General features: G+C 42.9%; 24 protein-coding genes. 10 read left to right on the top strand and 14 right to left on the bottom strand.

What is annotated here, in order from left to right:
• Positions 1 to 16: 16 nt before the first annotated feature.
• Positions 17 to 622, bottom strand: coding sequence for a spore coat protein (locus tag HNR44_RS13150; RefSeq protein WP_184405076.1), 606 nt, complete (start codon positions 620 to 622; stop codon positions 17 to 19).
• A gap of 469 nt (positions 623 to 1,091) precedes the next feature.
• Here HNR44_RS13150 and HNR44_RS13155 point away from each other — a divergent pair, with 469 nt between their 5' ends.
• On the top strand, positions 1,092 to 1,346 hold the full coding sequence (locus HNR44_RS13155) for a hypothetical protein (RefSeq protein WP_184404775.1): 255 nt from the start codon (positions 1,092 to 1,094) through the stop codon (positions 1,344 to 1,346).
• Positions 1,347 to 1,385: 39 nt separating this feature from the next.
• Here HNR44_RS13155 and HNR44_RS13160 read toward each other — a convergent pair whose 3' ends face one another.
• Entirely contained in the window at positions 1,386 to 2,591 is a 1,206-nt protein-coding gene (locus HNR44_RS13160) for a DUF418 domain-containing protein (RefSeq protein WP_184404776.1), read from the bottom strand.
• Positions 2,592 to 2,715: 124 nt separating this feature from the next.
• Here HNR44_RS13160 and HNR44_RS13165 point away from each other — a divergent pair, with 124 nt between their 5' ends.
• From HNR44_RS13165 to HNR44_RS13175, 3 genes are read left to right on the top strand one after another with little or no spacing between them, the layout of a single operon-like run.
• Positions 2,716 to 2,937, top strand: coding sequence for a DUF1659 domain-containing protein (locus HNR44_RS13165; protein WP_184404777.1), 222 nt, complete (start codon positions 2,716 to 2,718; stop codon positions 2,935 to 2,937).
• 17 nt (positions 2,938 to 2,954) lie between these two features.
• Entirely contained in the window at positions 2,955 to 3,173 is a 219-nt protein-coding gene (locus HNR44_RS13170) for a DUF2922 domain-containing protein (RefSeq protein WP_184404778.1), read from the top strand.
• Positions 3,174 to 3,191: 18 nt separating this feature from the next.
• Positions 3,192 to 3,320, top strand: a complete 129-nt coding sequence (locus HNR44_RS13175; RefSeq protein WP_184404779.1) for a YvrJ family protein — start codon at positions 3,192 to 3,194, stop codon at positions 3,318 to 3,320.
• 52 nt (positions 3,321 to 3,372) lie between these two features.
• On the opposite strand, the gene HNR44_RS13180 is transcribed toward HNR44_RS13175, so the two are convergent.
• Positions 3,373 to 3,714: a YflT domain-containing protein gene (locus tag HNR44_RS13180; RefSeq protein WP_184404780.1), complete on the bottom strand. Its 342-nt coding sequence runs from the start codon at positions 3,712 to 3,714 to the stop codon at positions 3,373 to 3,375.
• A gap of 297 nt (positions 3,715 to 4,011) precedes the next feature.
• Here HNR44_RS13180 and HNR44_RS13185 point away from each other — a divergent pair, with 297 nt between their 5' ends.
• The 3 genes from HNR44_RS13185 to HNR44_RS13195 all read left to right on the top strand — a co-directional run bounded on the left by HNR44_RS13185 (position 4,012) and on the right by HNR44_RS13195 (position 7,057).
• Positions 4,012 to 5,793, top strand: coding sequence for a S9 family peptidase (locus HNR44_RS13185; RefSeq protein ID WP_184404781.1), 1,782 nt, complete (start codon positions 4,012 to 4,014; stop codon positions 5,791 to 5,793).
• A gap of 118 nt (positions 5,794 to 5,911) precedes the next feature.
• On the top strand, positions 5,912 to 6,313 hold the full coding sequence (locus HNR44_RS13190; protein WP_184404782.1) for a FixH family protein: 402 nt from the start codon (positions 5,912 to 5,914) through the stop codon (positions 6,311 to 6,313).
• Between the two features lie 84 nt (positions 6,314 to 6,397).
• On the top strand, positions 6,398 to 7,057 hold the full coding sequence (locus tag HNR44_RS13195; RefSeq protein ID WP_184404783.1) for a lytic transglycosylase domain-containing protein: 660 nt from the start codon (positions 6,398 to 6,400) through the stop codon (positions 7,055 to 7,057).
• A 291-nt stretch (positions 7,058 to 7,348) separates the two neighbouring features.
• Here the strand turns inward: HNR44_RS13195 and HNR44_RS13200 are convergent, their stop codons facing one another.
• The 3 genes from HNR44_RS13200 to HNR44_RS13210 form a co-directional block, all read right to left on the bottom strand.
• On the bottom strand, positions 7,349 to 8,305 hold the full coding sequence (locus HNR44_RS13200) for an NAD-dependent epimerase/dehydratase family protein (protein ID WP_184404784.1): 957 nt from the start codon (positions 8,303 to 8,305) through the stop codon (positions 7,349 to 7,351).
• 134 nt (positions 8,306 to 8,439) lie between these two features.
• Positions 8,440 to 9,624 carry a glycine C-acetyltransferase gene (locus HNR44_RS13205; RefSeq protein ID WP_184404785.1) on the bottom strand — a complete coding sequence of 395 codons (1,185 nt, stop codon included), beginning with the start codon at positions 9,622 to 9,624 and terminating at the stop codon, positions 8,440 to 8,442.
• A gap of 174 nt (positions 9,625 to 9,798) precedes the next feature.
• Positions 9,799 to 10,524, bottom strand: a complete 726-nt coding sequence (locus HNR44_RS13210) for an isocitrate lyase/phosphoenolpyruvate mutase family protein (RefSeq protein WP_184404786.1) — start codon at positions 10,522 to 10,524, stop codon at positions 9,799 to 9,801.
• Between the two features lie 279 nt (positions 10,525 to 10,803).
• Here HNR44_RS13210 and HNR44_RS13215 point away from each other — a divergent pair, with 279 nt between their 5' ends.
• Positions 10,804 to 11,268: a flavin reductase family protein gene (locus HNR44_RS13215; RefSeq protein WP_184404787.1), complete on the top strand. Its 465-nt coding sequence runs from the start codon at positions 10,804 to 10,806 to the stop codon at positions 11,266 to 11,268.
• Positions 11,269 to 11,440: 172 nt separating this feature from the next.
• Here HNR44_RS13215 and HNR44_RS13220 read toward each other — a convergent pair whose 3' ends face one another.
• From HNR44_RS13220 to HNR44_RS13230, 3 genes are all read right to left on the bottom strand, one after another.
• Positions 11,441 to 12,880: an MDR family MFS transporter gene (locus HNR44_RS13220; protein WP_184404788.1), complete on the bottom strand. Its 1,440-nt coding sequence runs from the start codon at positions 12,878 to 12,880 to the stop codon at positions 11,441 to 11,443.
• Positions 12,881 to 13,276: 396 nt separating this feature from the next.
• Positions 13,277 to 14,722: an MDR family MFS transporter gene (locus HNR44_RS13225; RefSeq protein ID WP_184404789.1), complete on the bottom strand. Its 1,446-nt coding sequence runs from the start codon at positions 14,720 to 14,722 to the stop codon at positions 13,277 to 13,279.
• Positions 14,723 to 14,804: 82 nt separating this feature from the next.
• On the bottom strand, positions 14,805 to 15,683 hold the full coding sequence (locus HNR44_RS13230; RefSeq protein ID WP_184404790.1) for a TetR/AcrR family transcriptional regulator: 879 nt from the start codon (positions 15,681 to 15,683) through the stop codon (positions 14,805 to 14,807).
• A 158-nt stretch (positions 15,684 to 15,841) separates the two neighbouring features.
• Here HNR44_RS13230 and HNR44_RS13235 point away from each other — a divergent pair, with 158 nt between their 5' ends.
• Positions 15,842 to 16,621 carry a PRC-barrel domain-containing protein gene (locus HNR44_RS13235; RefSeq protein WP_184404791.1) on the top strand — a complete coding sequence of 260 codons (780 nt, stop codon included), beginning with the start codon at positions 15,842 to 15,844 and terminating at the stop codon, positions 16,619 to 16,621.
• A gap of 280 nt (positions 16,622 to 16,901) precedes the next feature.
• Complete coding sequence (locus HNR44_RS13240; RefSeq protein WP_184404792.1) at positions 16,902 to 18,206, top strand: Na+/H+ antiporter family protein; 1,305 nt, start codon at positions 16,902 to 16,904, stop codon at positions 18,204 to 18,206.
• Between the two features lie 259 nt (positions 18,207 to 18,465).
• Here the strand turns inward: HNR44_RS13240 and HNR44_RS13245 are convergent, their stop codons facing one another.
• The 5 genes from HNR44_RS13245 to HNR44_RS13265 form a co-directional block, all read right to left on the bottom strand.
• On the bottom strand, positions 18,466 to 19,050 hold the full coding sequence (locus tag HNR44_RS13245; protein ID WP_184404793.1) for a nitroreductase family protein: 585 nt from the start codon (positions 19,048 to 19,050) through the stop codon (positions 18,466 to 18,468).
• Positions 19,051 to 19,062: 12 nt separating this feature from the next.
• Positions 19,063 to 19,998: an oxygen-dependent tRNA uridine(34) hydroxylase TrhO gene (gene trhO, locus HNR44_RS13250; protein ID WP_184404794.1), complete on the bottom strand. Its 936-nt coding sequence runs from the start codon at positions 19,996 to 19,998 to the stop codon at positions 19,063 to 19,065.
• 492 nt (positions 19,999 to 20,490) lie between these two features.
• Entirely contained in the window at positions 20,491 to 21,495 is a 1,005-nt protein-coding gene (locus HNR44_RS13255) for a DUF3231 family protein (protein WP_184404795.1), read from the bottom strand.
• A gap of 200 nt (positions 21,496 to 21,695) precedes the next feature.
• A complete protein-coding gene (locus HNR44_RS13260; protein ID WP_184404796.1) occupies positions 21,696 to 22,529 on the bottom strand; it encodes a squalene/phytoene synthase family protein in 834 nt (277 codons plus the stop codon).
• Positions 22,526 to 23,011, bottom strand: coding sequence for a CBO0543 family protein (locus tag HNR44_RS13265; RefSeq protein WP_184404797.1), 486 nt, complete (start codon positions 23,009 to 23,011; stop codon positions 22,526 to 22,528). The genes HNR44_RS13260 and HNR44_RS13265 overlap by 4 nt, the downstream gene beginning before the upstream one ends.
• Positions 23,012 to 23,021: the final 10 nt, after the last annotated feature.

The following is a 23,021-nucleotide window of genomic DNA, read 5'->3' on the forward strand; positions in this document are numbered from 1 at the left end:
CGGCCGCCTTTTACGTTTAATGCATAGGTCCTTGATTGCTTTGTTGGATATTGGCTCGGGAAGGTGAAAACGCGTGCAGCAATTTATCCATATCTGCCTGTTGTAATTGTGGTACCTGATAATAGCCGTTTCGATTTTGATAAAGAAAAACCTCATATGCCATCTCAATAAAATCAGGAATACAATCAGCGATCACCCGGCGCAGTACTGGGTTCGTTACTTCTGGCGCTCCCATAGCAAACATGGAAGTCGCAGATTTTAACAACCCCTGCATTTGTGCGGACAGCCCTTCTTCAGACACTTCACTTAACGTACCGCTCGGCTTCTTTGGCTGCGAAGGCTTCATCCCATATGTGACATTATTGGACGCTGGCATCTCATAAGGCTGAATGGACATCGAAGGCTTTTGCCCTGTGCTTAACGCTTCAACCATACGGTTGTACTGAGTGGTCATGTAATCATATTGCCGATCCAAAATGCTAAGAAGCTCCTGATCATTCACATGGGGGCGAAAGATCATGTATTGGTCCAGTACATTAATGGTTGATGTTAACATTTCATGCGCATCAAACATTTCATGTCCGCCGTGGCTTTGCGCGGGCGGCATTTGTTCCGATTGCATCTGCTGTTGATTGTTGTTCGTTTGTCCTGGTTGCCTTGGTTGGTTTTGCACAAAAATGCCTCCTTCATTTTTCACTTCAATAGCTAGTATGAAAAAAGACTTTTTAAAAAATGCATGACCTTTTTAAAAAAGTCCTTAGGTCATTCAACAATTCAACCGTCCAAATCGATCACGAGTTTATCCTTTCCCTTCTATTTCAACTATAAGTTTAGCGATCAAGAATCATTATCTGGAACTTGATCGTTATTTATTTGTTGGTTCATTTTATCTATAAACTTTTTCAATCTTTTTTTCGCAATATTCGCAAGCACTCACTGTGTAATTATCAGTGCTTCTAAAACTTTATAAGCATAAGCTGTGCAACTTTCGACAAAAAACACTTAAAATTCCTACTTATTTATTACAAATTTTAATTTTTTTCTATTAAAGTCTTTTATAGAATGAATAAAAAGAATTGAAAGGAGCATTTATGATGGAAGACAAGCTTACTAAATTTGAAAGAATAGCAAAACGACGTACGGAGGAAACAGTGAAAAAAATTCGACTAATTGGAAACCTATCCAATAAAAATAACTATGAATATACTGAGGAACATTTAGATAAAATTTTTGCGGCATTGGAAGCTGAGCTTAAATCTGCTCGCCGTAAGTTTCAGGGACATAGCAGCTCACCTGAGTTTCAGATGAGTTTCGAGACACGCCGCGGCCGGAAGAAAACGAGTTAATATTAGAAGCACCCGTGCCATCTCAGCACGGGTGTTGTTTTACGTGGTTTTTCCTTTATACGTCCATTTTCTCCATAAGGCTTCCACTGGACCTTGGGTGAACGTTTGCAAATAAAGATTACTGAGAATCATCTGAGCAATGTAAATCCCAATCGCAATCAATAACCCCGTTCCACTTGACACGTGCCCAAATAATCCTAAACCGAAGCCATAAAAGATAAAGATCGCGACGATGGTTTGCAGTAAATAATTCGTCAGTGCCATTCTTCCTACTGCAGCGAATGGCATCAATAACCGCCGGCGATGATTTGAACGAAGGAAAAGAACAAGTCCCGAAACGTAGAAAAGCATCAGTAATGGACCAGCAGCAACGTTCACTCCCATCGACAATCCATACGTGATATAAGACGGGAAAGGAATAACATCGTAATGGAGAGCAGTCATGAGAATCGTTAATAACCCACCGCTCCACAAACTATGGATGCAAAGTTTTTTCCACCGTTTCAGATGACGGTCCACATGGTGAAACATTCCCGTTTTTCCCATATACAAGCCAATGAGAAACAATGGCAATACGATCGCTACGGTAAAAACGGATTCAAATAAGGTAGGGAGGACTTCATTGAAAAACCGATACGTTAATATTTCCCCATAACTTCCTTCAGACATAATTTGGGTCCCTGTTACGACCATCTCTTCGAAAGTAGCCATAGGTGTAAATTGATCATTAACATAGCCTGTTACGGCTAACAACACCGTCATAAATAATGAAGAAACCCCTAATAATACTACAATCCACAAGATTAATATTTGGGGTCTCCGATCAACGAAAAGTAAAAGTAAAAAGCCAGCAAGGGCGTATGTATGCAAAATATCTCCCGACCATAAGAAAATCAAATGGATGAGCCCAATGACTAATAAAAAGACGAGCCGGCGAACAAATACCCGGTTGGCATTCAAATCTTTCTCTACTAAACGGCTATAAAAGATAAAAAATCCAAGCCCAAAGAGCAGCGAAAACATCGGATAAAACTTGCCTTCAACAAAGATGGTATTAAACAAACTCGCGAATTGATTGAAAGCCCCGTCCGGCAGCGAACCACCTTCAACCGTTGGCCTGGCATCCCCAAGAACTAAAGATTTAAAAATAGCCATGTTCGCAATTAAAATTCCAAATACAGCAATACCCCGGATAATATCGAGTGAATGAATTCGCTCTTGGGTCACTGTTGCCGCTGCTTTCATATCAAAACTCCCTTCGTTTTCAGCCCCTTCTTATCATTCTACGTCTTAGTCAAATATTTTAAAAGTGAAATGCCCCCCTTTTATAATCTCCGCGTCGATATAAGGAGTGAAGGGAGGTGCTCACATGATGCCAGAATCCACAAGCCTAGAGCTAATCTTTGAAAATGGTGTAGATGAATTTGGCGAGCCCATCATCAGCCGCCGACGTTTTAATAACGTGAACGTCGAGGCCAGCGATGAAGACATTCATACCATCGCGAACGCTCTTGCTTCATTATCTTCACCATCATTAAGTGCAGCTACGCGAAGAAACGACTACAATCTATTATCAGCTGAAACTGAATAAGGGAGGGAATGGTAAACATGTCTCAAGTATTGGAATTACGCTTTCGTAATCAGGAATCAAGGATGTCCACAATTTCAGTGAACGAACCTGATGAAGAACTCGAAACTTCACAAGTTGAAAATGTCATGGATCAGATCCTCGATCACAACGTCTTTTTTACCGCAGGCGGTTCTCTTGCAGAAAAAGTAGACGCCAGGTTCGTATCGCGTACAGTGGATACGATCTACGAAGCGTAGAAACGGGGTTAAACGACCATGGATGAATGGGTATCGCTGCTTTTTAACCACGGTTTTGCAGCTGTAGTTGCTTTCTACCTCCTGCATCGAATGGAAAAAAAGCTCGACTTATTGATCACTGTTTGTGACCGTCCGACAAGTGAATGAAATAAAAAGAAGTAATCCGTTTCCTCAAACGGGTTACTTCTTTTTGCATTCTTTAAAATGATAATCCTTCCGGTGGATCTTGAACAACGACGATCACCGCGCCTTTATCCAATTCATTTTCCAATCCTCGTGCCTCTGATTCGCCGAATCCAAGCTCCTCGAATTTGGCTCGAAGTTCATCGCCTTTTTTACGGAAGACATTTTTTACCGAAACGCCGAAGCCTGTTTCATTCATACCGACGGTATTGGCATCGGCGCGTTCGGCTACGCGCTCTGTATGATCATCATCATGCGTGATAATATAAATGTTATTTTCATCTACTTTCTCTTTTAGTTGTTTTACAGCTGAAACAACTTCATCATCATTCATAAACTCTTTATAAATCGGTGCCATAGCTATCATCCTCCTTCAGTAAAGGTCATTCCCAATGCACTTTTCTTCTAAACATATGAACAATAAAATATGACCCAACCCTGGATAGAGGAGTTCCACACAGGGGGAACTTCCCCATCATAGGGCGGAACTTCCCAACCTGAGATGAAAAACTCCATACTTGTAACGGGAGCTTCATAGTCACGTGATTACCCTGTCAGCCATTTTTACCTACTTTATATATGATTTAGAGGGAATTGAATAGGTTTTGGAGAATATTGATCCTGTACGACTTTTTTATAAAGGAGAGGGTTTGCCATGCCAACGTTCCCTAAAGCAGATGTAACACAGTTTTTCCGAACCTTTTCAATTCAAAATTTCATTGTGGACCCCCATGAAGAACAACTTATTTGTTCTACGAATTTGAGCGGCCATTTTAATCTCTGGGCCTTAGACTTAAACCAACGTTTCCCTTACCCTTTGACCTCGATCAATCAAAGTAATCATGGGCTCGCTTATGACAAAAACGGGCATTTTCTCCTTTCGGCATTTGATCATGATGGGGATGAAAATGCGCAAATTTATGCCCTGCCTCCTGAAGGCGGAACACTTTTGCCTATTCAAGTTAACGAAGGCGAACGTCATATGCTTGGAGAACTTTCCGAAGATGGGCGTATGCTCTATTACACATCGACAAAAGAGAACTCTACCTATTTAAATATCTACCGCTATGATATCGAAAATGAAAAAGAAGAAGTCCTCATCGAAGGCAAAGAGGCAGCGACCTCGTTTGCAGCGCTAGGTCCTGATGAAAGGAGCTTTTTATTACGAAAACATTTTGCCAACACCCATAGCTGCATGTATGTACATAAAAACGGCCGAACTACGGCGATTACCCCCGACCCAACGATTCCGCATACCGTTGAAAGTGCTGCGTATACGACAAATAAGGACGTCTACCTTGCCACGACATATGAGGCGGATTTCTCGTATTTAGCACATTTTCATGTAGATCAACAAACCTTCACAAAAATATTGGACATCCCTGGAGAAAGTATTATCAATGTTCATTTTGATCAATCTAGCAACGGGCTATATCTCGTCACAAGTAAAGGGGTGACTGATCAGCTTTATTACTATCACCTAGTAGAAGAAAAACTAACTTCTATCGACCTGCCTGTAGAAGTAGTTGATAAGCTCATGGTAACAAATGGAGGTATTCCTTACATTCTCGGCCGGGGCTCGACCCTTCCGATGAACATTTTTAGACGAAAGGTGAAAACTTGGGAAACGATTACTGATCTCAGAGTTCCCGGTATAGCCCGAGAAGCGATGAGTGAACCGGAGACGATTCGTTATCCTTCCTACGACGAAACTGAGATTGAAGCCCTCTATTTTAAACCAAAACCTGAAGTTGATAATAGCCATTTGATTCTATGGCCGCACGGCGGACCACAAGCAGCGGAGCGTAAAATGTTCCGCGCCATGTTCCAAATGCTCGTTTACGAAGGGTATCGGATTCTAGCACCGAATTTCCGCGGTTCCTCTAACTATGGCCTCTCTTTTATGAAAGAAGTAGAAGGAGATTGGGGATATGGTCCACGCTTAGATAATGTTGCTGCTTTGGATTATATGATTGAAAACAACTTTGTAGACCGCGATAAAATTTTCTTGATAGGCGGAAGCTATGGAGGTTACATGGCTTTACTCCTGCATGGCCGGCATGGGGACTACTTTAAAGCGGTTGTTGATATTTTTGGCGTATCGAATTTGTTCAGCTTCGTAGAATCTGTCCCTGATTTTTGGAAACCGATCATGAAACAATGGGTGGGAGATCCACTTACAGATCAAGAACGTTTCAAGAGAGACTCCCCCATCACATACTTAGAGCAGATGTCCAAACCCATGTTTATCATTCAAGGAGCGAACGACCCTCGTGTCGTCAAAGCGGAGTCAGACCAGGTGGTTGATAAGCTCCGTGCAAATAACGTCGCGGTGAAATATCTTGTCCTTGATGACGAAGGCCATGGCTTTTCCAAGAAAGACAATGAAATTGAGGTGAACCGTCAGATCTTACAATTTTTCAATAACCATCAGTAAATGGCTGTCCTTTTTAACACTTTCATGAACAAATAAACATCAACAACCGTTCCGTGGATCACCATGTTATCCTTACTATTGTAGATGTGCAGAATTTTCTCTGAGTTGGAGGTTAGTTATGAAAAAAATCACTCTTTTATCCACGAGTTTATTATTGTTATCAGCGTGTAATGGTACAAATGAGGATGAACCCACTGAAAACCTCTCCTCCGAACCCATTGAAGTTGAAGTTTTAAATGATTCAGAAGCAACCGTCGATGAGGAATGGACATTGAAAGCAGAAGTGACGCAAGAAGAAGAACCGGTCGAAGATGCCGACGAAGTGGTCTTTGAAGTTTGGTATGATGAAGAGAAACAAAATAGTGCTATGATTTCTGCTGAACATGGACAAGACGGTGTCTATGAAGCGGATTATCAATTCCCGGAAGCTTCGAAGTACTATGTTCAACCACATGTCACTGCCAGAGGGATGCATCGCATGCCTGTACACGAAGTGGAAGTCAGTGAAGCGGAACAATGATGCCCATAGATATCATAAGCAAGAGATTATATGATAAAATAAATCAAGCATTTTTAGGCCACGAAACAAGAGAGGTCGACGTGAATGGGGAAGTTTGTAAAGAAAAGACAACGTAAAAAAAGCAGGTTTCTGCTAGGAATAGGGTCAATTCTCGCGCTTCTTTTTCTTACGATCGGCATAGTCATGATTATAAATACATTCAATGAGCAACAGATGGACCGTTACTTGAATGGAGGTTTGTCCGGTTATAACAATGATGAGATCCCAGAAGAATACATCCCCATTTATCAAGAGGCAGCAGATGAATTTGGGATTCCCTGGGAAGTATTAGCAGCTGTCCATCGAGTAGAAACCAAATTTTCAACCATGGACCCCATGGTCTCCCCCGTTGGTGCAGAAGGGCACATGCAATTTATGCCTTGTACATGGCATGGTTGGGATCACCCGACATGCGATAATGTTGGTGCCGGAGATATTCCAAACGATGAACTTACAGATCCTGATTTAATTGAAATCAATGGAGGTTACGGTATAGACGCAACGGGAAGTGGGACCGCAGACCCGTGGGATGAAAGAGACGCCATTTTTTCAACAGCGAATTACTTAGCGTCTTATGGCGCTGATCGCGGCGAATTGGAAGATGCCTTGTACGCCTATAACCGTGCAGACTGGTACGTAGAAGAAGTGGTTTTTTACATGGATATCTACAAGCGTGAAGGCTATCAAGTGAGCAAAGAAACATGAAAGGCAGCCCATTTCAAGATGGGCTGCCTTTTTACTATAGGAAGAAACCCTTATAGTACGAGGTGGGAAACAATGAGGATGGGAAGAAAAGCACAAATTATTAAACGTGTATATCCCGTAAAAAAAGAGTCTAGATATATCCGCTCAATCAATGGTGGTTCTCTAATTGTCTTATTCTCCTCTGTATATACCGTTAGGATTTCTCCCTGTGTAGACACAATTCGTGAACAGCCTACAAACGTATGATCTTCAGTTCGGTACTTGCCGGCGTTTGGTCCCTATGAAAAAGACCTACGTCAAATTTAGGTGATTATGGCTGATTTTCTGGATCATCTCTGTCGCCATTGTTTCTAAATCATATCGAGGACGAAAGCCAAATTCTGCTACTGCCGCACTTGTATCAATATGATCCGGCCAGCTTTCCGCAATTTTTTGGCGTTCAGGGTCCACATCATAATCCAGTTTAAAATCGGGGATGTGCGTCCTAATGGCATCAGCTAACATTTTCGGATCGATACTCATTGCCGTTATATTATAAGCATTGCGATTGATCAGCTTTGCTGGATTTGCCTCTAGTAAATCGATGGTAGCGGCAATTGCATCTGGCATATACATCATATCCAGAAATGTCCCCTCGGCAATATAGGAGCTGTAATGATGATCACTTATGGCTTTATAGAACATCTCTATAGCATAATCGGTCGTTCCGCCCCCAGGAGCAGTAAGGTACGAAATTAAGCCTGGATATCGTAATCCACGTGTATCTACCCCAAATTTTTCATGGTAATAATCGCACAATAATTCACTGGCGACTTTACTGACCCCGTACATTGTTGTGGGACGCTGTACTGTCACTTGAGGGGTTTTCTCTTTCACTGTTGACGGGCCAAAGGCACCAATCGAACTCGGTGTAAAAAATGTACAGGACTGTTCTCGTGCCACCTCAAGTGTATTCATCAAACCACCCATGTTTAAATTCCATGCATTTAGCGGTTGATTTTCAGCGTTTGCAGATAGTAAAGCCGCTAAGTGAATGATCGTATCCACTTGATGATCCCTGACAAGCTCTTGGATTCTGCCGCCCTCTGTCACATCCAGCGTGTGAAAAATACCACCTTTAGATACTTCATTGTTCATATCTCGTATGTCTGTAGCAATGACATTTTTTTCACCGTATTGTTTACGCAATTCCAATGTCAGTTCTGAACCAATTTGTCCAGATGCACCGGTAATTAAGATTTTTTTCATTTGCATACGGGCGCCTTACGGCTAGAAGCGCCCGTTCCCCCTAACCTTTTGATATTTCTACTTTAAGATCGTTCAAAAAGCCCGGGAAAAGCGCATTGTCGCATATAGTTATCGGGTTCTTTTTGAACATCTTTTTATATTACGTTTAATTCGCTTCCAATCTTCTTATACGCTAACAATGCTGCGTCAAGCATTTCTCTTGTGTGGGCAGCCGTTGGCATATTCCTCACTCTCCCGGTACCACGTGGAACTGTCGGGAAGACGATGGATTTTGCATAAATGCCTTCTTCCATCAGACGTTCGCTAAATTGTTGCGTTTTCTTTTCATCGCCGATAATACAAGGGGTAATCGGTGTCTCCGTTTTCCCTGTATCAAAACCGAACGCTTGTAAGCCCTCCTGCAAATAGCGCGCATTCTCCCATAATTGCGTTTGCAAGTCTTTGGACGCAGAAAGAATATCAACCGCTTCAATGGTGGCAGCTACATCTCCCGGCGGTAGTGCTGTTGAAAATAAGAACGGACGGGATCGCACTTTTAGCCATTCGATTAACGATTGACTGCCGGCCACGTACCCACCAACGATGCCAATCGCTTTTGAAAGGGTTCCCATTTGCATATCAATCCGATCAGACAGGTTAAAATGCTTCACTGTACCTGCCCCTTCTCCGAGCACCCCGGACCCATGGGCATCATCCACGTACGTGATTAAGTCAAATTCCTCGGCAATTTCTACGATTTCCGGAAGTTTGGCGACGTCCCCATCCATCGAAAATACACCATCGGTGATGACCATGACTTTGTGATATTCCTGGGTCGCTTGCTTTGCCTTTTCCCGTAAATCTTCCATATCAGAGTGTTTATAAGGAATGATTTTCGCACGTGAAAGCCGGCAGCCATCAATAATTGAGGCGTGATTCAGTTCATCAGACAAAATGGCATCATTTTTATTCATTACTGCCGGAATCGCTGCGACGTTACAGTTAAACCCTGATTGATAGGTAATCGCGGCTTCTGTATGTTTAAATGCTGCCAACTTCTCTTCCAATTCCAGATGCAGTTGAAGCGTCCCATTAATGGAACGTACGGCTCCTGCCCCTACACCATATGATTCAACCGCTTGAACTGCCTGGGCTTTTAAGCGATCATCCGTAGCTAAGCCTAAATAATTATTTGAGGAAAGGTTAATCACTTCTTTTCCATTTAATGTCACTTGTGGACCATTCGCACCTTCCAATGGGTCAATGACATTAAACAAACCTTGCTCTTTTAACTCTCCCAGCCCTTCCTGAAGAAACGCATCAAGGGTTTTACTACTCATCGTTTCGCTCCTTTCCGCATGAGCGTAATGCTTTATAAAACGTTGAATTACCCTTGTTTATAATACAGGAAATGAACATCTTTATCTACACATATCGGTCACAAAACAAAAAATCCCACTTACTGGAAGCGAGATTTGAGATTCATCAACGTTCTCTTTTTTATCTTTCGTCGTTCAGGAATCTTCAAACGCCTCTTCATACATTTTTTTCATAAGACGAATGCATCCTCCATGTATAATTGTGGCGTGATACCCCATTTCCTGAAGTTGGTTCATCGATAGCCATTGTTTGTTTTTTTCATTCATATCAGCAAGCAGAGGACCGTTCGTAAATTGAGACACATATAAATATTCCCCTTCTGTCGTTAATCCTTCAAAATAAATAAAATCTACACCTGATCGTAACGACTCATTGGCCTTTTTAATCGCTTCTTCAATTCCGGTGATCGAAGCGTCTGCTTGTATGGTCATAACAATACTTATATCCGGAAAGTAATGTTTCAGTTGAGTGATCACTTGTTTTAATTCTCCAGCTGAAAAACCTTTTTCATCATCGAATTGAATCACTTGAACCCCTATTTGACGAAGTTCATACACTTGCCGAATGATTTGTTGACAAGAACGAACGTCCATCGGCAATTGCACAATAAGGCCAAGGGATGTCACTTGTGTAATGGCCCGGGCAGCCGTAATCATTTCCGTTGCATTTACAGCATATGAGGTGGCGTAGCCACATATTTTCGCAACATCTTCAGTCGGAAGAACCGCCATTTGGAACCCCTTTTGTTCAACGGTCTGGGCACTTAATGGATCATGGACAGCCGGAATCATCGTTAATTCTCCATTTGAAAAATCTTGATAAGACTGATGCCGTTTATGTTCAGTTTGATTCCATTGCATATCTAATTACAACTCCTTATATACCTACGAATAAGTGTGAACAGGCTCGAATCTTGGTATATAGTACCTTATTGGGTCGACGAAGCGCAATCTTAATTTATGAGTTACAAACGTCTTGAGTGGCATTTTTGAACCCCCCTCTGTTATGATAGACAAGAACATTTATTCATTTAACAGTGACTTCTTTACACTGTTTTTCATATTGTAGAGGATAGCCTTTTCTCGGTTTTCCATAACCCGAGTGTTCTTACTGTACGAATAAAGGGGTGCCAATCTTTCATGGACGATTTACTATTCCGCCAAGCAATGGGAACTTTTTCTACAGGCGTCACCGTCATTTCCACGGAGGTTGATGCTAAAACACACGGAATGACAGCCAATGCGTTTATGTCCGTCTCCCTCGACCCTAAACTGGTGGCCGTTTCTGTAGACCATCAAGCTTCAATATATGAAGAAATTAGAACAGCAAGAAGGTACGCGGTCAGCATTTTAGATGATTCCCAAGAGGAAATATCAAAAACCTTCGCGAACCAAATTCGAGGTAAAGAACAGTTCGCCTTCGCTACCTTCCGGGATCTGCCAGTCATTCCTGATGCCCTCGTTCACCTTGCCTGTGACGTTGTTCAAGAAATAGCAGCAGGTGATCATACGATCTTTATCGGCGAGGTCAAAGATATTGAAGTCAATGAAGAAGAAGGGAGACCGCTCTTATACTACCGCGGCGCATACCAAGCCCTGCAGTAATGAATGTATATTCGTAAACACAGGGAGGACGAAAAAACCAGAACGTAACCGCCCAAGCTAGGGCGGTTATTTGTCATCCCGCAAGCGATTCTTCGATGGTTCCATACGTGGGGAGCACTGAATCAAGAGGACGAGGAGAGACAACGCTATTTTCCCAGACTTACTGAACGTCTTATGGACTGCTCTTTGCGTTCTCTTCTTCTCTTGTAAGTTTCTCCTCGTGAGGTTTACTGCGAATAAACAAGGCAAGGATAACACCGATAAGTGCAAGACCACTCGCCGCAATGTAAGACATATTGACCCCATGAACCAGTGCTTCATCTACACTGACGGAGGCTTCTTTAGGGTTTAAAGCGGTGGTTGTCATTACCGTTACGAGAAGGGCTGTGCCAATCGATGCCGAGACCTGGCGCATCGTATTGTTCATTGCCGTTCCGTGAGGAATGAGTTCTCTTGGTAACGAGTTGATTCCCGCTGTTGTCACCGGCATCATGGTCATTGCTGTCCCCATCAAGCGGAGCGCATATACAATGCTTAAGTACGCAACAGAGGTAGTGGACGATAGAAATGAAAACAACACTGAAGTGATGAGAATCAGCGTTAACCCCGGTATGGCCAAATAGCGTGCCCCGATGCGGTCAAAGATCCGTCCCATGATCGGAGACATGACCCCCATCAGTACTGCCCCAGGTAACATGATCAAGCCTGCTTCAAAAGCCGTAAATTGATTCATGTTTTGCATATATATCGGAAGAATCGTCGCTGTGCTAATCATGGAAACGAATACAATGACACCAATGACGGTTGATAAGGCAAACACGCGTGAATGAAAGACTCTGAATTCCAAGATCGGCTGCTTTAATTTTAATTGCCGGTTTATGAAGAAATATAAAGCGATGAAACCGACGATAATGGGCAGCCATACATCCATGCTGCTCCACCGGCCATCTCCAGCACTGCTAAAACCAAACAATAAACCGCCAAATCCGAATGTTGATAAAACGATCGAAAGAATATCAACGCTGGGCGCGCGCAATGTCGATATGTTTCTCAAGAACACAGAAGCAAATATGATATTAAAAACAGCAAGTGGAAAAATAACCCAAAAAAGAATAGACCAATGATACTGTTCAACTAGCCACCCCGAAAGTGTAGGGCCAATTGCTGGAGCAAAAGCAATGACAAGCCCGGCCATCCCCATTGCAGTGCCCCGTCTTTCCACCGGGAATAACAATAGCAGCGACGTTTGCATAAGCGGCATCATGATCCCTGCTCCACTCGCTTGAACAATGCGCCCCATAATTAAAGTAGAAAATGAAGGTGAGAGCGCACAAATCAGGGTACCGGCGGCAAAAAGAAGCATCGCTGTAAGAAAAAGGCCCCGCGTTGTGTATTTTTCAATTAAAAAAGCCGTAATCGGAATCATGATCCCATTAACAAGCATGAATATTGTTGTAACCCACTGAGCCGAATTTTCCGTAATATTGAGATCGCGCATTAAGTGCGGCAGTGCTGTCGTTAACAACGTTTGATTTAAAATCGCCATAAAAGCACCGATCAAAAGCACAGAAACGATCGGAGCCTTATGCAAGTCCTCTGGATGGTCTGTCATGAGCATACCTTCTTTTTCATTTGAAAATGAGAAAGTCTTCCTCTAGCGTAATCAAACGATAGTGGCAAGACAAGGGAATTGATAAAATCTATATTGCCCGTTAGAAAAACTTTGCCTACCGCTATCTCCTAATGGGGGGAGCCTTCGTTTTTAACGTTCGTATCGTATTCAATAAACCGCTACTGCAGCGGTTCATTTATCCTGACAAGATCTTTCACCTCTTTTAAGGAGGACCAAAAGAACCGAGTAGATCGAGGAGACGTAGCTTCGAGGATCCTGCTTGCATTCACTTCTCACGAAGGAGAAGAGGTTTTCTTTTCCGAGGAACGCAGAAGCAAGTTTTTCCGGACTTTTTGAACAACCTCTTATAGATACATAGTTTCGATGTACGGATCCTTACTCACCTTCTAAATCCTCTCGAGCATTCATATTATCGGGCGGCATTGCTTTTCCCCTAGGTATAAAAAAGGAAAGAATCAAACCGATAAACGTAAGAATTGCCGCTAACCAAAATGCCATATTGACACCATGAACCATTCCTTCGTTTATATTTCCATCGATTTCTTCAGGCGCAAGTGCCATGGTGGACATGACGGTGACCAGTAAGGCTGTACCAATAGCCCCTGCTACTTGACGCATCGTATTATTCATCGCTGTACCATGGGGGATTAATACGTTTGGAAGCGAATTTACAGCTGCTGTCGTTATCGGCATCATCACTAGTGACATACCAAAGAACCGAATGGCGTTTACAATGGCCAAGTAAGCTAAAGACGTCGTTGTCGATAGTTGCGTAAACATAAACGTTGTCACGCAAACGAGTAAAAGTCCGATGATCGATAGCTTACGGGCGCCAAACCGATCAAATATTCTTCCAGTAATGGGCGACATGAGACCCATGGCAACGGCTCCAGGCAGCAACATTAAGCCCGTCTCAAAAGCTGTAAAGTCATGCATATCCTGCATGTAAATCGGCAAGATCGTTTGCGATCCAATCATAGACATGAAAATAATCATCCCAATGATCGTAGCGAGTGTAAAAACCCCGTATTTGAACACACGAACCTCAAGGATCGGCTGCGGTAGAATCAGCTGTCTCCATACGAAAAGCCCCAATGTAATAACTCCGATGATCATTGGAAGAGTGACGTGAGGAGCCGCCCATCCGTAGGTACCTGCGGAACTAAAGCCATACAGCAGCCCGCCGAACCCTAAGGTGGAAAGAATGATTGATAAAAGATCCAGTCTCGGATTGCGAATGACTGAAACGTTCTTTAATACCCAAAAAGAAACAATCATATCAATAAGGGCTAACGGGAAGATGATCCAAAAAAGAATAGACCAATGATATTGTTCGACAAGCCACCCGGACAACGTGGGTCCAATCGCAGGAGCAAAGGCGATCACAAGTCCAACCATTCCCATCGCAAATCCCCGGCGTTCAATCGGAAACATCAACAGAAGAACCGTTTGCATAAGGGGAAGCATAATCCCTGCTCCCGCCGCCTGTATAATCCGTCCACCTATAAGGAATGCGAAATTAGGAGCCAACGCACATAATAATGTTCCTAACGTAAAAAGGCCCATGGCCGTAAAAAAGAGCTTACGAGTCGTAAATTTTTCAATCAAAAAGGCGGTGATGGGAATCATCACACCATTGACAAGCATAAATGCTGAATTTAACCATTGTCCCATATCAGCCGTAATACCAAGATCACTCATAATATGAGGCAATGCCGTCGTCAAGAGTGTCTGATTTAAGATCGCCATAAAGGCTCCCGTCAGTAGAACAACAACAATGGATTTGATGTTCTCTGGAGTTGAAGATTGTGTTGTACTCATCTATATACCTTCTTCTAAGGATCATTTATCCATCAAAAATAGCTAGAGTTGAGCGTAGGAAGCACGTACCTTCGAGTTATCTTTAATGATTTCTTCGCGTCGATAATAAAGCGTTGAGTGTTTTCAGTTCATCGTTGATACTCGCCATTTGTCCAAGATAAAGCCCGAGAGAATCAATCATATATCGTCGGGGCGAAATCGCATCGATTTCTTGATATAAAGCTTCGATTGCTCCTTCAATTTCATCCCGTTGTTCTGCATTTGCCTCTGTCATGACTTTCTCACGAATACGATAGCGAACATCTTCGATCTCTTCTTGAACCGCACCATTCTTCCCGTTCGGGTTAAAAGTCTCATAATCCTGCATGAGATCAGAAGTCAACACAGGAGGTAAATGAGGTTTGGACAATATGATTGTATCAAGATGAGAAATAATCAATGCTGCAACAGCATCGGCGGGGAATGATTTATGCTCATCACTCATAAGCACAACATATTCTCGCAATGTCCCTTGAAACAGAACGACCAAATCCCAAAGGAAAGGCTTTACTTCTTCCCCGTAGGCATGAATCAAACTATCACGGTGCCAGTTCATCAATGCCAATTTTGAACGTTTCAACACCCGCATCATTTCTGCGTTTTTCGTCGAAGGAACCGAGCGAATCAGTAAGTTTATAAAAGTACGGTTTTCTTTCGTCGCTTCCAATTCCAAGATGATTTTCTCTTTTAATTGTTCCTTCGGTGACAATGTCTGATTCAAGTTAACGCTCGTTGTCCGCTCAACCATTTGCTCAAGATTATACTCCAATGCTTCCAGTAGAAGTTCTTCCTTTGAGGAAAAATACTTATACAAACTTGCTTTTGAAATACCGCAAGTTTCCGCGATATGCTGCATCGATGTGGAAAAATATCCATCCTTCGCGAATCTTTGCAAAGCTGTTTTCAGGATGTTTTCTTTCATGCTTATCACTTCTTATTCCATAGTTACTAACTAGTTTAATTTAAAACTGAACAGTTTTCATCCTATATAAATATGCCCCTGCTGTCAATTCATTACGTTTTATAATATGATCAGGCGGAAATAGAACATTAAGGAAATAATACAAAGGAGGATCGTTGATGTTATTACGTACAAAAGAATTTCAATCATTTTCTCTTTCTGCTACCGACGAGGAATTTGGTTCAATCGCAGATGTCTATTTTGACTCAGCTGGTGAATGGAAAGTGCGGTTTATTGTTGCTGATACTCGTACTTGGTTTGTTGGGGGTAAGGTTTTATTAAGTCCCGAACTCATCACCCGCCTAGACATCGAAGCACAATTTATAAACGTTAGAGCGACCAAGGATCAGATTAAAGATAGTCCAAAACCTATCGAGCACGAACCTATTTCCCGAAGTTACGAATCCACCCTTCTTGACCATTACGGACTCGATCATTATTGGCTTGGCCCAGCAACCGGTCCTGGACCGGCTCCTATGTTACCAGGCGGGGGACCGATTCCGCCCGTCACTCCAGGGACAGATATCAGTAACACTAGATATGAAGTTCCTCCAGAAACCAAGCTTGATGAACAGGAGTATCACTTGCAAAGCACAAAAGACCTGCGGGGGTATTCCGTCGACGTAGCGGGAGAAAAAGTAGGTACGATTTCTGATGTATTATTTGATTCGAACAGTTGGCAAGTTCTCTTTATGGAAGTGGATACGGCTGGATTCCTTTCTAAGGATAAAACCATTGTTCCTGTAGAGTGGTTTGAAACATTCAATCCGGCAGACCAACACGCGATTACCCGCTTTTCTCAGAACATGTTAGAAACCGCGCCCAATTACGATGATTCTATCCCGTTGTCAGAGGAATATATCAATCAAATCCGCCGCCATTACGGTGAACCGAAATAAAATAGAAGTGAATAAGCATTGTAAAATCCGATGTGGTGATAAACCTCACATCGGATTTTTATTTCAAGTAAAACTGTAATTAATTCCGCCTGCACAGCATACATTTTTCCATCAACAATGCTTTATTCAACGCTTCTCCCCTCCTTTTTTCAGCGCAATCCTCCGTTATTCTGCGGTGCCCGCCGCCCCTGGCGTAACCTTTAATTTTTTAGTTGACAAAAGAGAGAATCATAGATGAAAATGAATAGGCTTAGTTTATTATTATTGAGGGGAAAAATATATGCTTAACGCTGTTTTAATATCAGTAATTGTGTTAGTCGTTTTAAGTTTATTAAAGGTGAACGTCATTGTATCCCTTATTATCGCAGCCCTTACGGCCGGTCTTTTGAGCGGGATTTCCCTTGTAGAGACCACGAATATGTTAATTGATGGAATGGGCGGTCAAGCCGAAACGGCCTTAAGTTATATTTTACTAGGAGCTTTCGCCGTCACCATCAGCTATTCAGGGGTCACACAGTTATTACTGCAAAATTTGATACGGTTTCTTAAAGGCAAAAAAAAGATGATCGTTTTGGTGATTGCCGGTATTGCTTGTTTATCACAAAATTTGGTCCCGGTGCATATCGCGTTTATTCCTATTTTAATTCCACCTCTTCTCCATCTTTTCAATAAGCTAAACGTTGACCGGAGGGGAGTAGCTACAGCATTAACATTTGGGTTGAAGGCTCCCTATATCATGCTCCCTTTTGGTTTCGGGTTTATTTTTCATACGACAATCGTAGAATCAATGAACGAAAATGGCATGGAGATTAGCATAGGAGAAACACCTTTAGCAACCATTATTCCCGGCTTAGGAATGGTTGTCGGGTTATTCGTAGCGGTATTGATCAGTTACCGTAAAGATCGAACATACCCCGATTCCTCTGAGGATATGGAGAATGTCAGTCAGGATGCGTCACCTGACCACTTTTCTCTTAAGCACGTCATTACGATTATAGCAATTGTACTTGCGCTAACCGTTCAAATCGCCACTGATTCCCTGGTGCTAGGCGCTTTAACCGGTATTTTCATTATGTTTATCGGTCGTGTGATCCGTTTTCATGACGGAGACACCGTTGTAAACCAAGGGATTCAAATGATGGGCATGATTGCGTTTGTCATGTTAATTTCGTCTGGCTATGCCAGCATCCTAACGGAGACAGGTGCCATTGAAGAATTGGTCGCCTATACGACGGACATGATTGGTAACAACCATCTCATGATCGCCATCATCTTACTTTTGGTAGGCCTTGTCATCACGATGGGAATTGGTACATCTTTTGGGACGATCCCCATTCTGGCAGCATTGTATGTACCAATATGCGCAGCAGCCGGGTTCTCACCATTGGCAACGGCTGCCCTGATCGGAACTGCTGGCGCTATTGGTGATGCAGGATCACCGGTTTCCGATAGCACATTGGGACCCACAGCAGGGTTAAATGTAGACGGAAACCACCATCATATCTGGGACACCTGCGTACCTACCTTTTTGCATTTTAATATTCCACTATTTATTTTCGGTGTGATCGCTGCATTAGTACTATAAAACGAAGAGAAGATCTCAAAAATATTTGCGCCGGTGAGAGCACTTTCGCCGAATAATCGTGCCGTGCGCTGAATTCTCGGGTGCCTCCGCCGAAAAACGAAGGATTGCGCCGAAATATTGTGTCCTCCCGCCGAAAAGGAGGAAAGAAGCGCCGAATGCAGGAGCTGCTCTTTTGAGGCAGCTCCTTTTTACATCATTTGGCTTTTTGCCATAACAAAACATCCGTTACATTTGACCTGTAACGGATGTTTCTCCCTGTTCATTTATCTTCATGGATCCAAATCGTTTTTTCACTCACGGGAATACGTTTTGCTTCCTTTTTCTTTTTTGACACCGGCCAGCCGAGATAAATAAAGCCGATCACCGCTCCCCGTTCGGATACATTATACAACCAGCGCATATCTTCATGATACGTTGGTGCACCGCTTCGCCAAATTGCACCCAGTCCAAGAGAATGAGCCGCTAATAGCATATTCTGTGCGGCAGCGTGGGCAGCAGCGTATTCTTCGATATCAATTACTTTCTCTTTTGTGCTCGGTTCTACGACGACCGTAATGACGACAGGGGCACGAAAAGGTTTCTGTTCCGTTTTTATTAATTTCTGCTCGTTTTCTTCAGAAGCGAGGTCATCCATTTTTTCAGCAGCAATTTTCCGTAATGTTCTTCCTAAAGGGCGGCGTCCTTCACCTTGTTGGACAAAAAACTTCCACGGCTGTGTATGATGGTGATTCGGTGCCCATGTTCCAGCCTCAAGGATCGTTTCAATCCATTGTTTGTCCACAGGCTCGTCAGGCTGGACTTTTCCGATGCTTCTTCTCGTTCGAATGGCTTCTAATACGTCCACATTGCTTCCCCCTTATGAATCGACAGATGCACCATACGTTTCCTTGATTTGCGGCCAGCGGTTTCGCGGGTGAACCCGGCATTCCTCACAGCAAGCTGCTTGCTGTTTTTGTTCACACTCTTCGCAGCAAACGTATTGAAGGTTGCATTCAGGATTGGAACAATTAATATAGCGGTCTTCTGTATTTCCGCAGTGATGGCACTGAGCGACGATGGTATCTTCATCAGTATGATTGGCTTTTACAGAAATACGCTCATCGAAGACATAACATTTTCCATCGAATAAGTGACCTTTCACGTCCTGATCTTGGCTGTAATTGACGATCCCGCCATGGAGTTGGTAAACGTCTTCAACCCCTTTTTGCATCAGGATCCCGGTCAGCTTTTCACAGCGAATGCCTCCCGTACAATAGGTCAGCACTTTCTTATCTTTGAGTTGATCAATGTTCTCTTCAATCCATTCGGGAAATTCTCGGGAGGTATTTACATCCGGTTTAATAGCGCCTCTAAAATGACCGATTTCATATTCGTAGTCATTCCGACCATCCAACACGATTGTGTCTTCATCTTGAAGTGCTTCGTGGAATTCCTTCGGCGTTAAATATGTGCCACCGACTTCATTTGGGTTGACGTCATCGTCCAAACGCCAAGTGACAAGCTCTTGCTTCGCTCTGACGAACATTTTTTTAAAGGCATGTTCTTCAGCTTCATCCACCTTGAACCACATATTGGCAAACCTAGGATCAGATTTGACGTATTCGATATAAGCATTGGTTTGTTCGACGGTTCCAGAAACAGTTCCATTCAAGCCTTCAGGAGCGACGATAATCCGTCCCCTAAGCCCCATATCCTTACAATATTGTAAATGCTCTTCCGCATACTCTTCGTAATCAGGCATATCTACATATTTATAATAAAGTAAAACTCGATAGTCCTTTTTATCGTTCATCAAGGGTCCCTCCGAAGATTATTCTTTCCGGAAACTATCGTAACAGATTTATGCGTATTTTTCACGAAGCGGGCTTGTCAAAAAAATGGCCCTCCGCTATTTCCTGTTATATTTAAGTGAAATTTCAGATAATTAAACGAACGCCTATTTCGCGCACCATCCAAGAGCAAAGCGGGGGAAGATCACCTTTAGGTTATATTTCGGTCAAACGCCTTGAGTGTATAACCTAAATTCATTTTCCTCTCCCCCTATCTATATAAGCGAGGTGATAGCACTTGCCTCCGGTAGACCTCCCAGACAGCAAACAATGGAACAGTCATCCATGTGTTTACTATTTCCTTGACACTGTACGTATGACCCATACTTAAGCAAGACATGATGGAAAGGGTCTTTGAGAAATCGTTCAGGGCTCTCCGCCAGGAAAGGGGATTTCATACTTTTAATGGCCCTACCGACTCTTCGATTCACTGCCACCCCATGATTTTAGCCTTTTCAAGGCTTTTCTAGTTCTTCCCGATCTGGGGATGGCGGCGGCTGTTCCAGCCAGCCATTGTCAATCATGAGATTAGCGCCATCCTTTGCCATTTGAGCCACCTCTAGCATCAAACGGCCATAATCCGCTCCCAGATCACGCCGCGGGCTGGCCGCAGTGGCCAATCCGTAATTGCCAATCCCACTATCGATTAACGTCGTGGTATGAAAGGTCATCAACTTATCAGAAAATGGAGAGACCGTTGAATCCGTAATTTGATCCTCCCAACTCTTTGGAGAAGGCAGATCTTCTTCTACTAGCAGCGAATGGAAAATTTCCATGTGTTTATGAGCAATCTCTTTTCCACGCACAAAAAATTTTTTTACTTTTGTATCCTTGGCCGCTTGAGCAAAGCCCATCATAAGCGCTTTTCCCATCCCATTTGTTTGAGCATTCATGAAAATATGCGAGATTTCGACGGCACTCAGCGGCCGGCGTTCTCTTAAAAATCCCGCAAGAAAGCTTTGTTTTTCTACAAAATCCACGTGATTCGGTGCTGGGATAGATGGAGGCCGATTATAAAGCCCTTTGGATAATAACGTCTCTTTCGCTTTCTCGTGTAGCTCTGTGCCTTGCTGGAGAACTGTATGACAGACCTTCGTCACATCAGAACGTGTAACGAAAGGGATAGCTGCCCCGGAAGTTGCGATAGAAACGACTGCAAGTTGCCGGACATACTCTAGCATGAACGCATCACTAAACAGACGTGGAGCGGAAGGCTGCACATCTTCATCCGTGAAACCAACCGGAATCGCCATTTGTTCGCTATGGTATACCTCTTCGGCCACGCTTAGATCTTTTTGCTGGTGATTTAGGGCTAATTGTATCACTTCACGGATATCCGGGTCTTCCACTTTTTCAAGAAAGTACCTCATCATACATAAAGCCAGACTATTTTTCGTATAAAAACCCCACAGCACGCTGATTTCAGACGACGTTAAAGGGGCGTGGTGATTCGTTTCCATCTTTTCACCTCTATTTCTGTTCTTTACATGTAGTATTTACCCTTCCTTCTCATTTATTCCATTAATTTCTCCGTAAAGTTCTTTAACCAATAAAGGCTCTCTTTTCCGTATATCACTTATTTCATTGATATTTAAACGATAAATGAAGTTAACAAATAGCCCCTGTAAAAAAAACAAGGGCAGGAACGGCAAAGGCCATATTAAGAAATACCCGCTTCATAAACCGCTTGCGATACCAATTGTTCGACGGCAGATCGACTAAGCTTTTCTTCATGATTTGCAATCGCAGCGAGTGTACCATGGGCAAGCATGAGCGGAATTTTGCAGAATATATGGATGTGGCCAGGGGGGATGCTTTCCAGATAAGCATCTGCGGAGGCGATGTTTGCTCTCGCATAAGCAAACATCTCTTCTTCTTTCCATTCATTTGGAAAGAAATCAACACCCCGATCCAGATCTTCCGAGCGATTACGAATTATATTGACGGATTGCAAGCCACGGCCAAAGGCGACAGCTAAGTCTCGATCTGTATTGAGATTGTCATACCATTCCCATAGATCGGAGAGCAGGAGACCCACAAGGCCGGCCACGTAGTAGGTGTAATCATCAAGATCCTCTTTGTTCTCGATATACCAATCTTTTTCCACCCACTTGGCCATCCCCTCTGCCATGGTGGAAGTATAATATAATATCCTCGGAGTGAGGGGTTCAGGAGTGAGCATGATCCAATCACTCAGACGCAACGTAACCTCCGGCAGCATGGCTTGATAGGACTTGGATAAGATGTGCAATTCCGTCTGCATTTCGGTGTGGTCGGTATGTTTTTTCAAGATTTCACTAACGGATCGAAGTAAATGAATCTTATTCTCGGGCGTCAGGTCGGGATGATCTTCGATTTCATCGATCGCTCTCATGGCTAAATAAGCCCCTGCCACTCCCTCTTGTAATCCCGGAGACAGGTAGCTGATCGGAATGAAGAACGTCCGACTAGTTGTCTTCAACATATTCATCGCATCCGTGTATAGATGACTCATTTAATTTCCTCCTCGTCATATTTCTTTGATAACCATTTCGATGTAAAGAGAATTCCTCTACTTCCTAAAAAAATAACTGTTAGTGATACTATATTATGAAGACATGTCCATCTTTTCCATATGATTAGATCTGTCTTTCTTTCCAAAACAAACTCGATGACGGTGTGTACACCACTATAAAGAAGGGCTTGTCCGATCATTCCTCCCATTTTCGATCGGGAAGTCGTTTGATTAAACCATACACAAAAAAGGGGAAGAATAAGGTGTTCATAAAGGACGTGCGTATTAAAATATTTTGGCAGAAAGCGTATGGGAAACGCCAACCTTTTTTGTTTAACCACGATTTTAGCAATTAAAGGGGCTAAAAACCCAGTAGAACAGAAAACGATGATCCAGTCTTTCACAGGCTTTTTACGAAGTGAAAAAGGCAAACAAACGAAACCGAACACTAGAAATGCACGTAATATGACTCGTTCTAACATGACATCCTCC

This window comes from Geomicrobium halophilum (assembly GCF_014207655.1).
In the GTDB taxonomy this organism is placed as follows: Bacteria; Bacillota; Bacilli; order Bacillales; family Marinococcaceae; genus Geomicrobium; species Geomicrobium halophilum.

Excerpts from the sequence above, each read along its gene's own strand:
- HNR44_RS13210 (WP_184404786.1), bottom strand. The coding sequence starts at position 10,524 with ATGCAATGGAATCAAACTGAACATAAACGGCATCAGTCTTATCAAGAT.
- HNR44_RS13205 (WP_184404785.1), bottom strand. The coding sequence starts at position 9,624 with ATGAGTAGTAAAACCCTTGATGCGTTTCTTCAGGAAGGGCTGGGAGAG.
- HNR44_RS13195 (WP_184404783.1), top strand. The coding sequence starts at position 6,398 with ATGGGGAAGTTTGTAAAGAAAAGACAACGTAAAAAAAGCAGGTTTCTG.
- HNR44_RS13190 (WP_184404782.1), top strand. The coding sequence starts at position 5,912 with ATGAAAAAAATCACTCTTTTATCCACGAGTTTATTATTGTTATCAGCG.
- HNR44_RS13165 (WP_184404777.1), top strand. The coding sequence starts at position 2,716 with ATGATGCCAGAATCCACAAGCCTAGAGCTAATCTTTGAAAATGGTGTA.
- HNR44_RS13200 (WP_184404784.1), bottom strand. The coding sequence starts at position 8,305 with ATGAAAAAAATCTTAATTACCGGTGCATCTGGACAAATTGGTTCAGAA.
- HNR44_RS13180 (WP_184404780.1), bottom strand. The coding sequence starts at position 3,714 with ATGGCACCGATTTATAAAGAGTTTATGAATGATGATGAAGTTGTTTCA.
- HNR44_RS13225 (WP_184404789.1), bottom strand. The coding sequence starts at position 14,722 with ATGAGTACAACACAATCTTCAACTCCAGAGAACATCAAATCCATTGTT.
- HNR44_RS13220 (WP_184404788.1), bottom strand. The coding sequence starts at position 12,880 with ATGACAGACCATCCAGAGGACTTGCATAAGGCTCCGATCGTTTCTGTG.
- HNR44_RS13265 (WP_184404797.1), bottom strand. The coding sequence starts at position 23,011 with ATGTTAGAACGAGTCATATTACGTGCATTTCTAGTGTTCGGTTTCGTT.
- HNR44_RS13160 (WP_184404776.1), bottom strand. The coding sequence starts at position 2,591 with ATGAAAGCAGCGGCAACAGTGACCCAAGAGCGAATTCATTCACTCGAT.
- HNR44_RS13150 (WP_184405076.1), bottom strand. The coding sequence starts at position 622 with ATGCAATCGGAACAAATGCCGCCCGCGCAAAGCCACGGCGGACATGAA.
- HNR44_RS13170 (WP_184404778.1), top strand. The coding sequence starts at position 2,955 with ATGTCTCAAGTATTGGAATTACGCTTTCGTAATCAGGAATCAAGGATG.
- HNR44_RS13185 (WP_184404781.1), top strand. The coding sequence starts at position 4,012 with ATGCCAACGTTCCCTAAAGCAGATGTAACACAGTTTTTCCGAACCTTT.
- HNR44_RS13230 (WP_184404790.1), bottom strand. The coding sequence starts at position 15,683 with ATGAAAGAAAACATCCTGAAAACAGCTTTGCAAAGATTCGCGAAGGAT.
- HNR44_RS13175 (WP_184404779.1), top strand. The coding sequence starts at position 3,192 with ATGGATGAATGGGTATCGCTGCTTTTTAACCACGGTTTTGCAGCTGTA.
- HNR44_RS13260 (WP_184404796.1), bottom strand. The coding sequence starts at position 22,529 with ATGAGTCATCTATACACGGATGCGATGAATATGTTGAAGACAACTAGT.
- HNR44_RS13155 (WP_184404775.1), top strand. The coding sequence starts at position 1,092 with ATGATGGAAGACAAGCTTACTAAATTTGAAAGAATAGCAAAACGACGT.
- HNR44_RS13255 (WP_184404795.1), bottom strand. The coding sequence starts at position 21,495 with ATGGAAACGAATCACCACGCCCCTTTAACGTCGTCTGAAATCAGCGTG.
- HNR44_RS13235 (WP_184404791.1), top strand. The coding sequence starts at position 15,842 with ATGTTATTACGTACAAAAGAATTTCAATCATTTTCTCTTTCTGCTACC.
- trhO (WP_184404794.1), bottom strand. The coding sequence starts at position 19,998 with ATGAACGATAAAAAGGACTATCGAGTTTTACTTTATTATAAATATGTA.
- HNR44_RS13215 (WP_184404787.1), top strand. The coding sequence starts at position 10,804 with ATGGACGATTTACTATTCCGCCAAGCAATGGGAACTTTTTCTACAGGC.
- HNR44_RS13240 (WP_184404792.1), top strand. The coding sequence starts at position 16,902 with ATGCTTAACGCTGTTTTAATATCAGTAATTGTGTTAGTCGTTTTAAGT.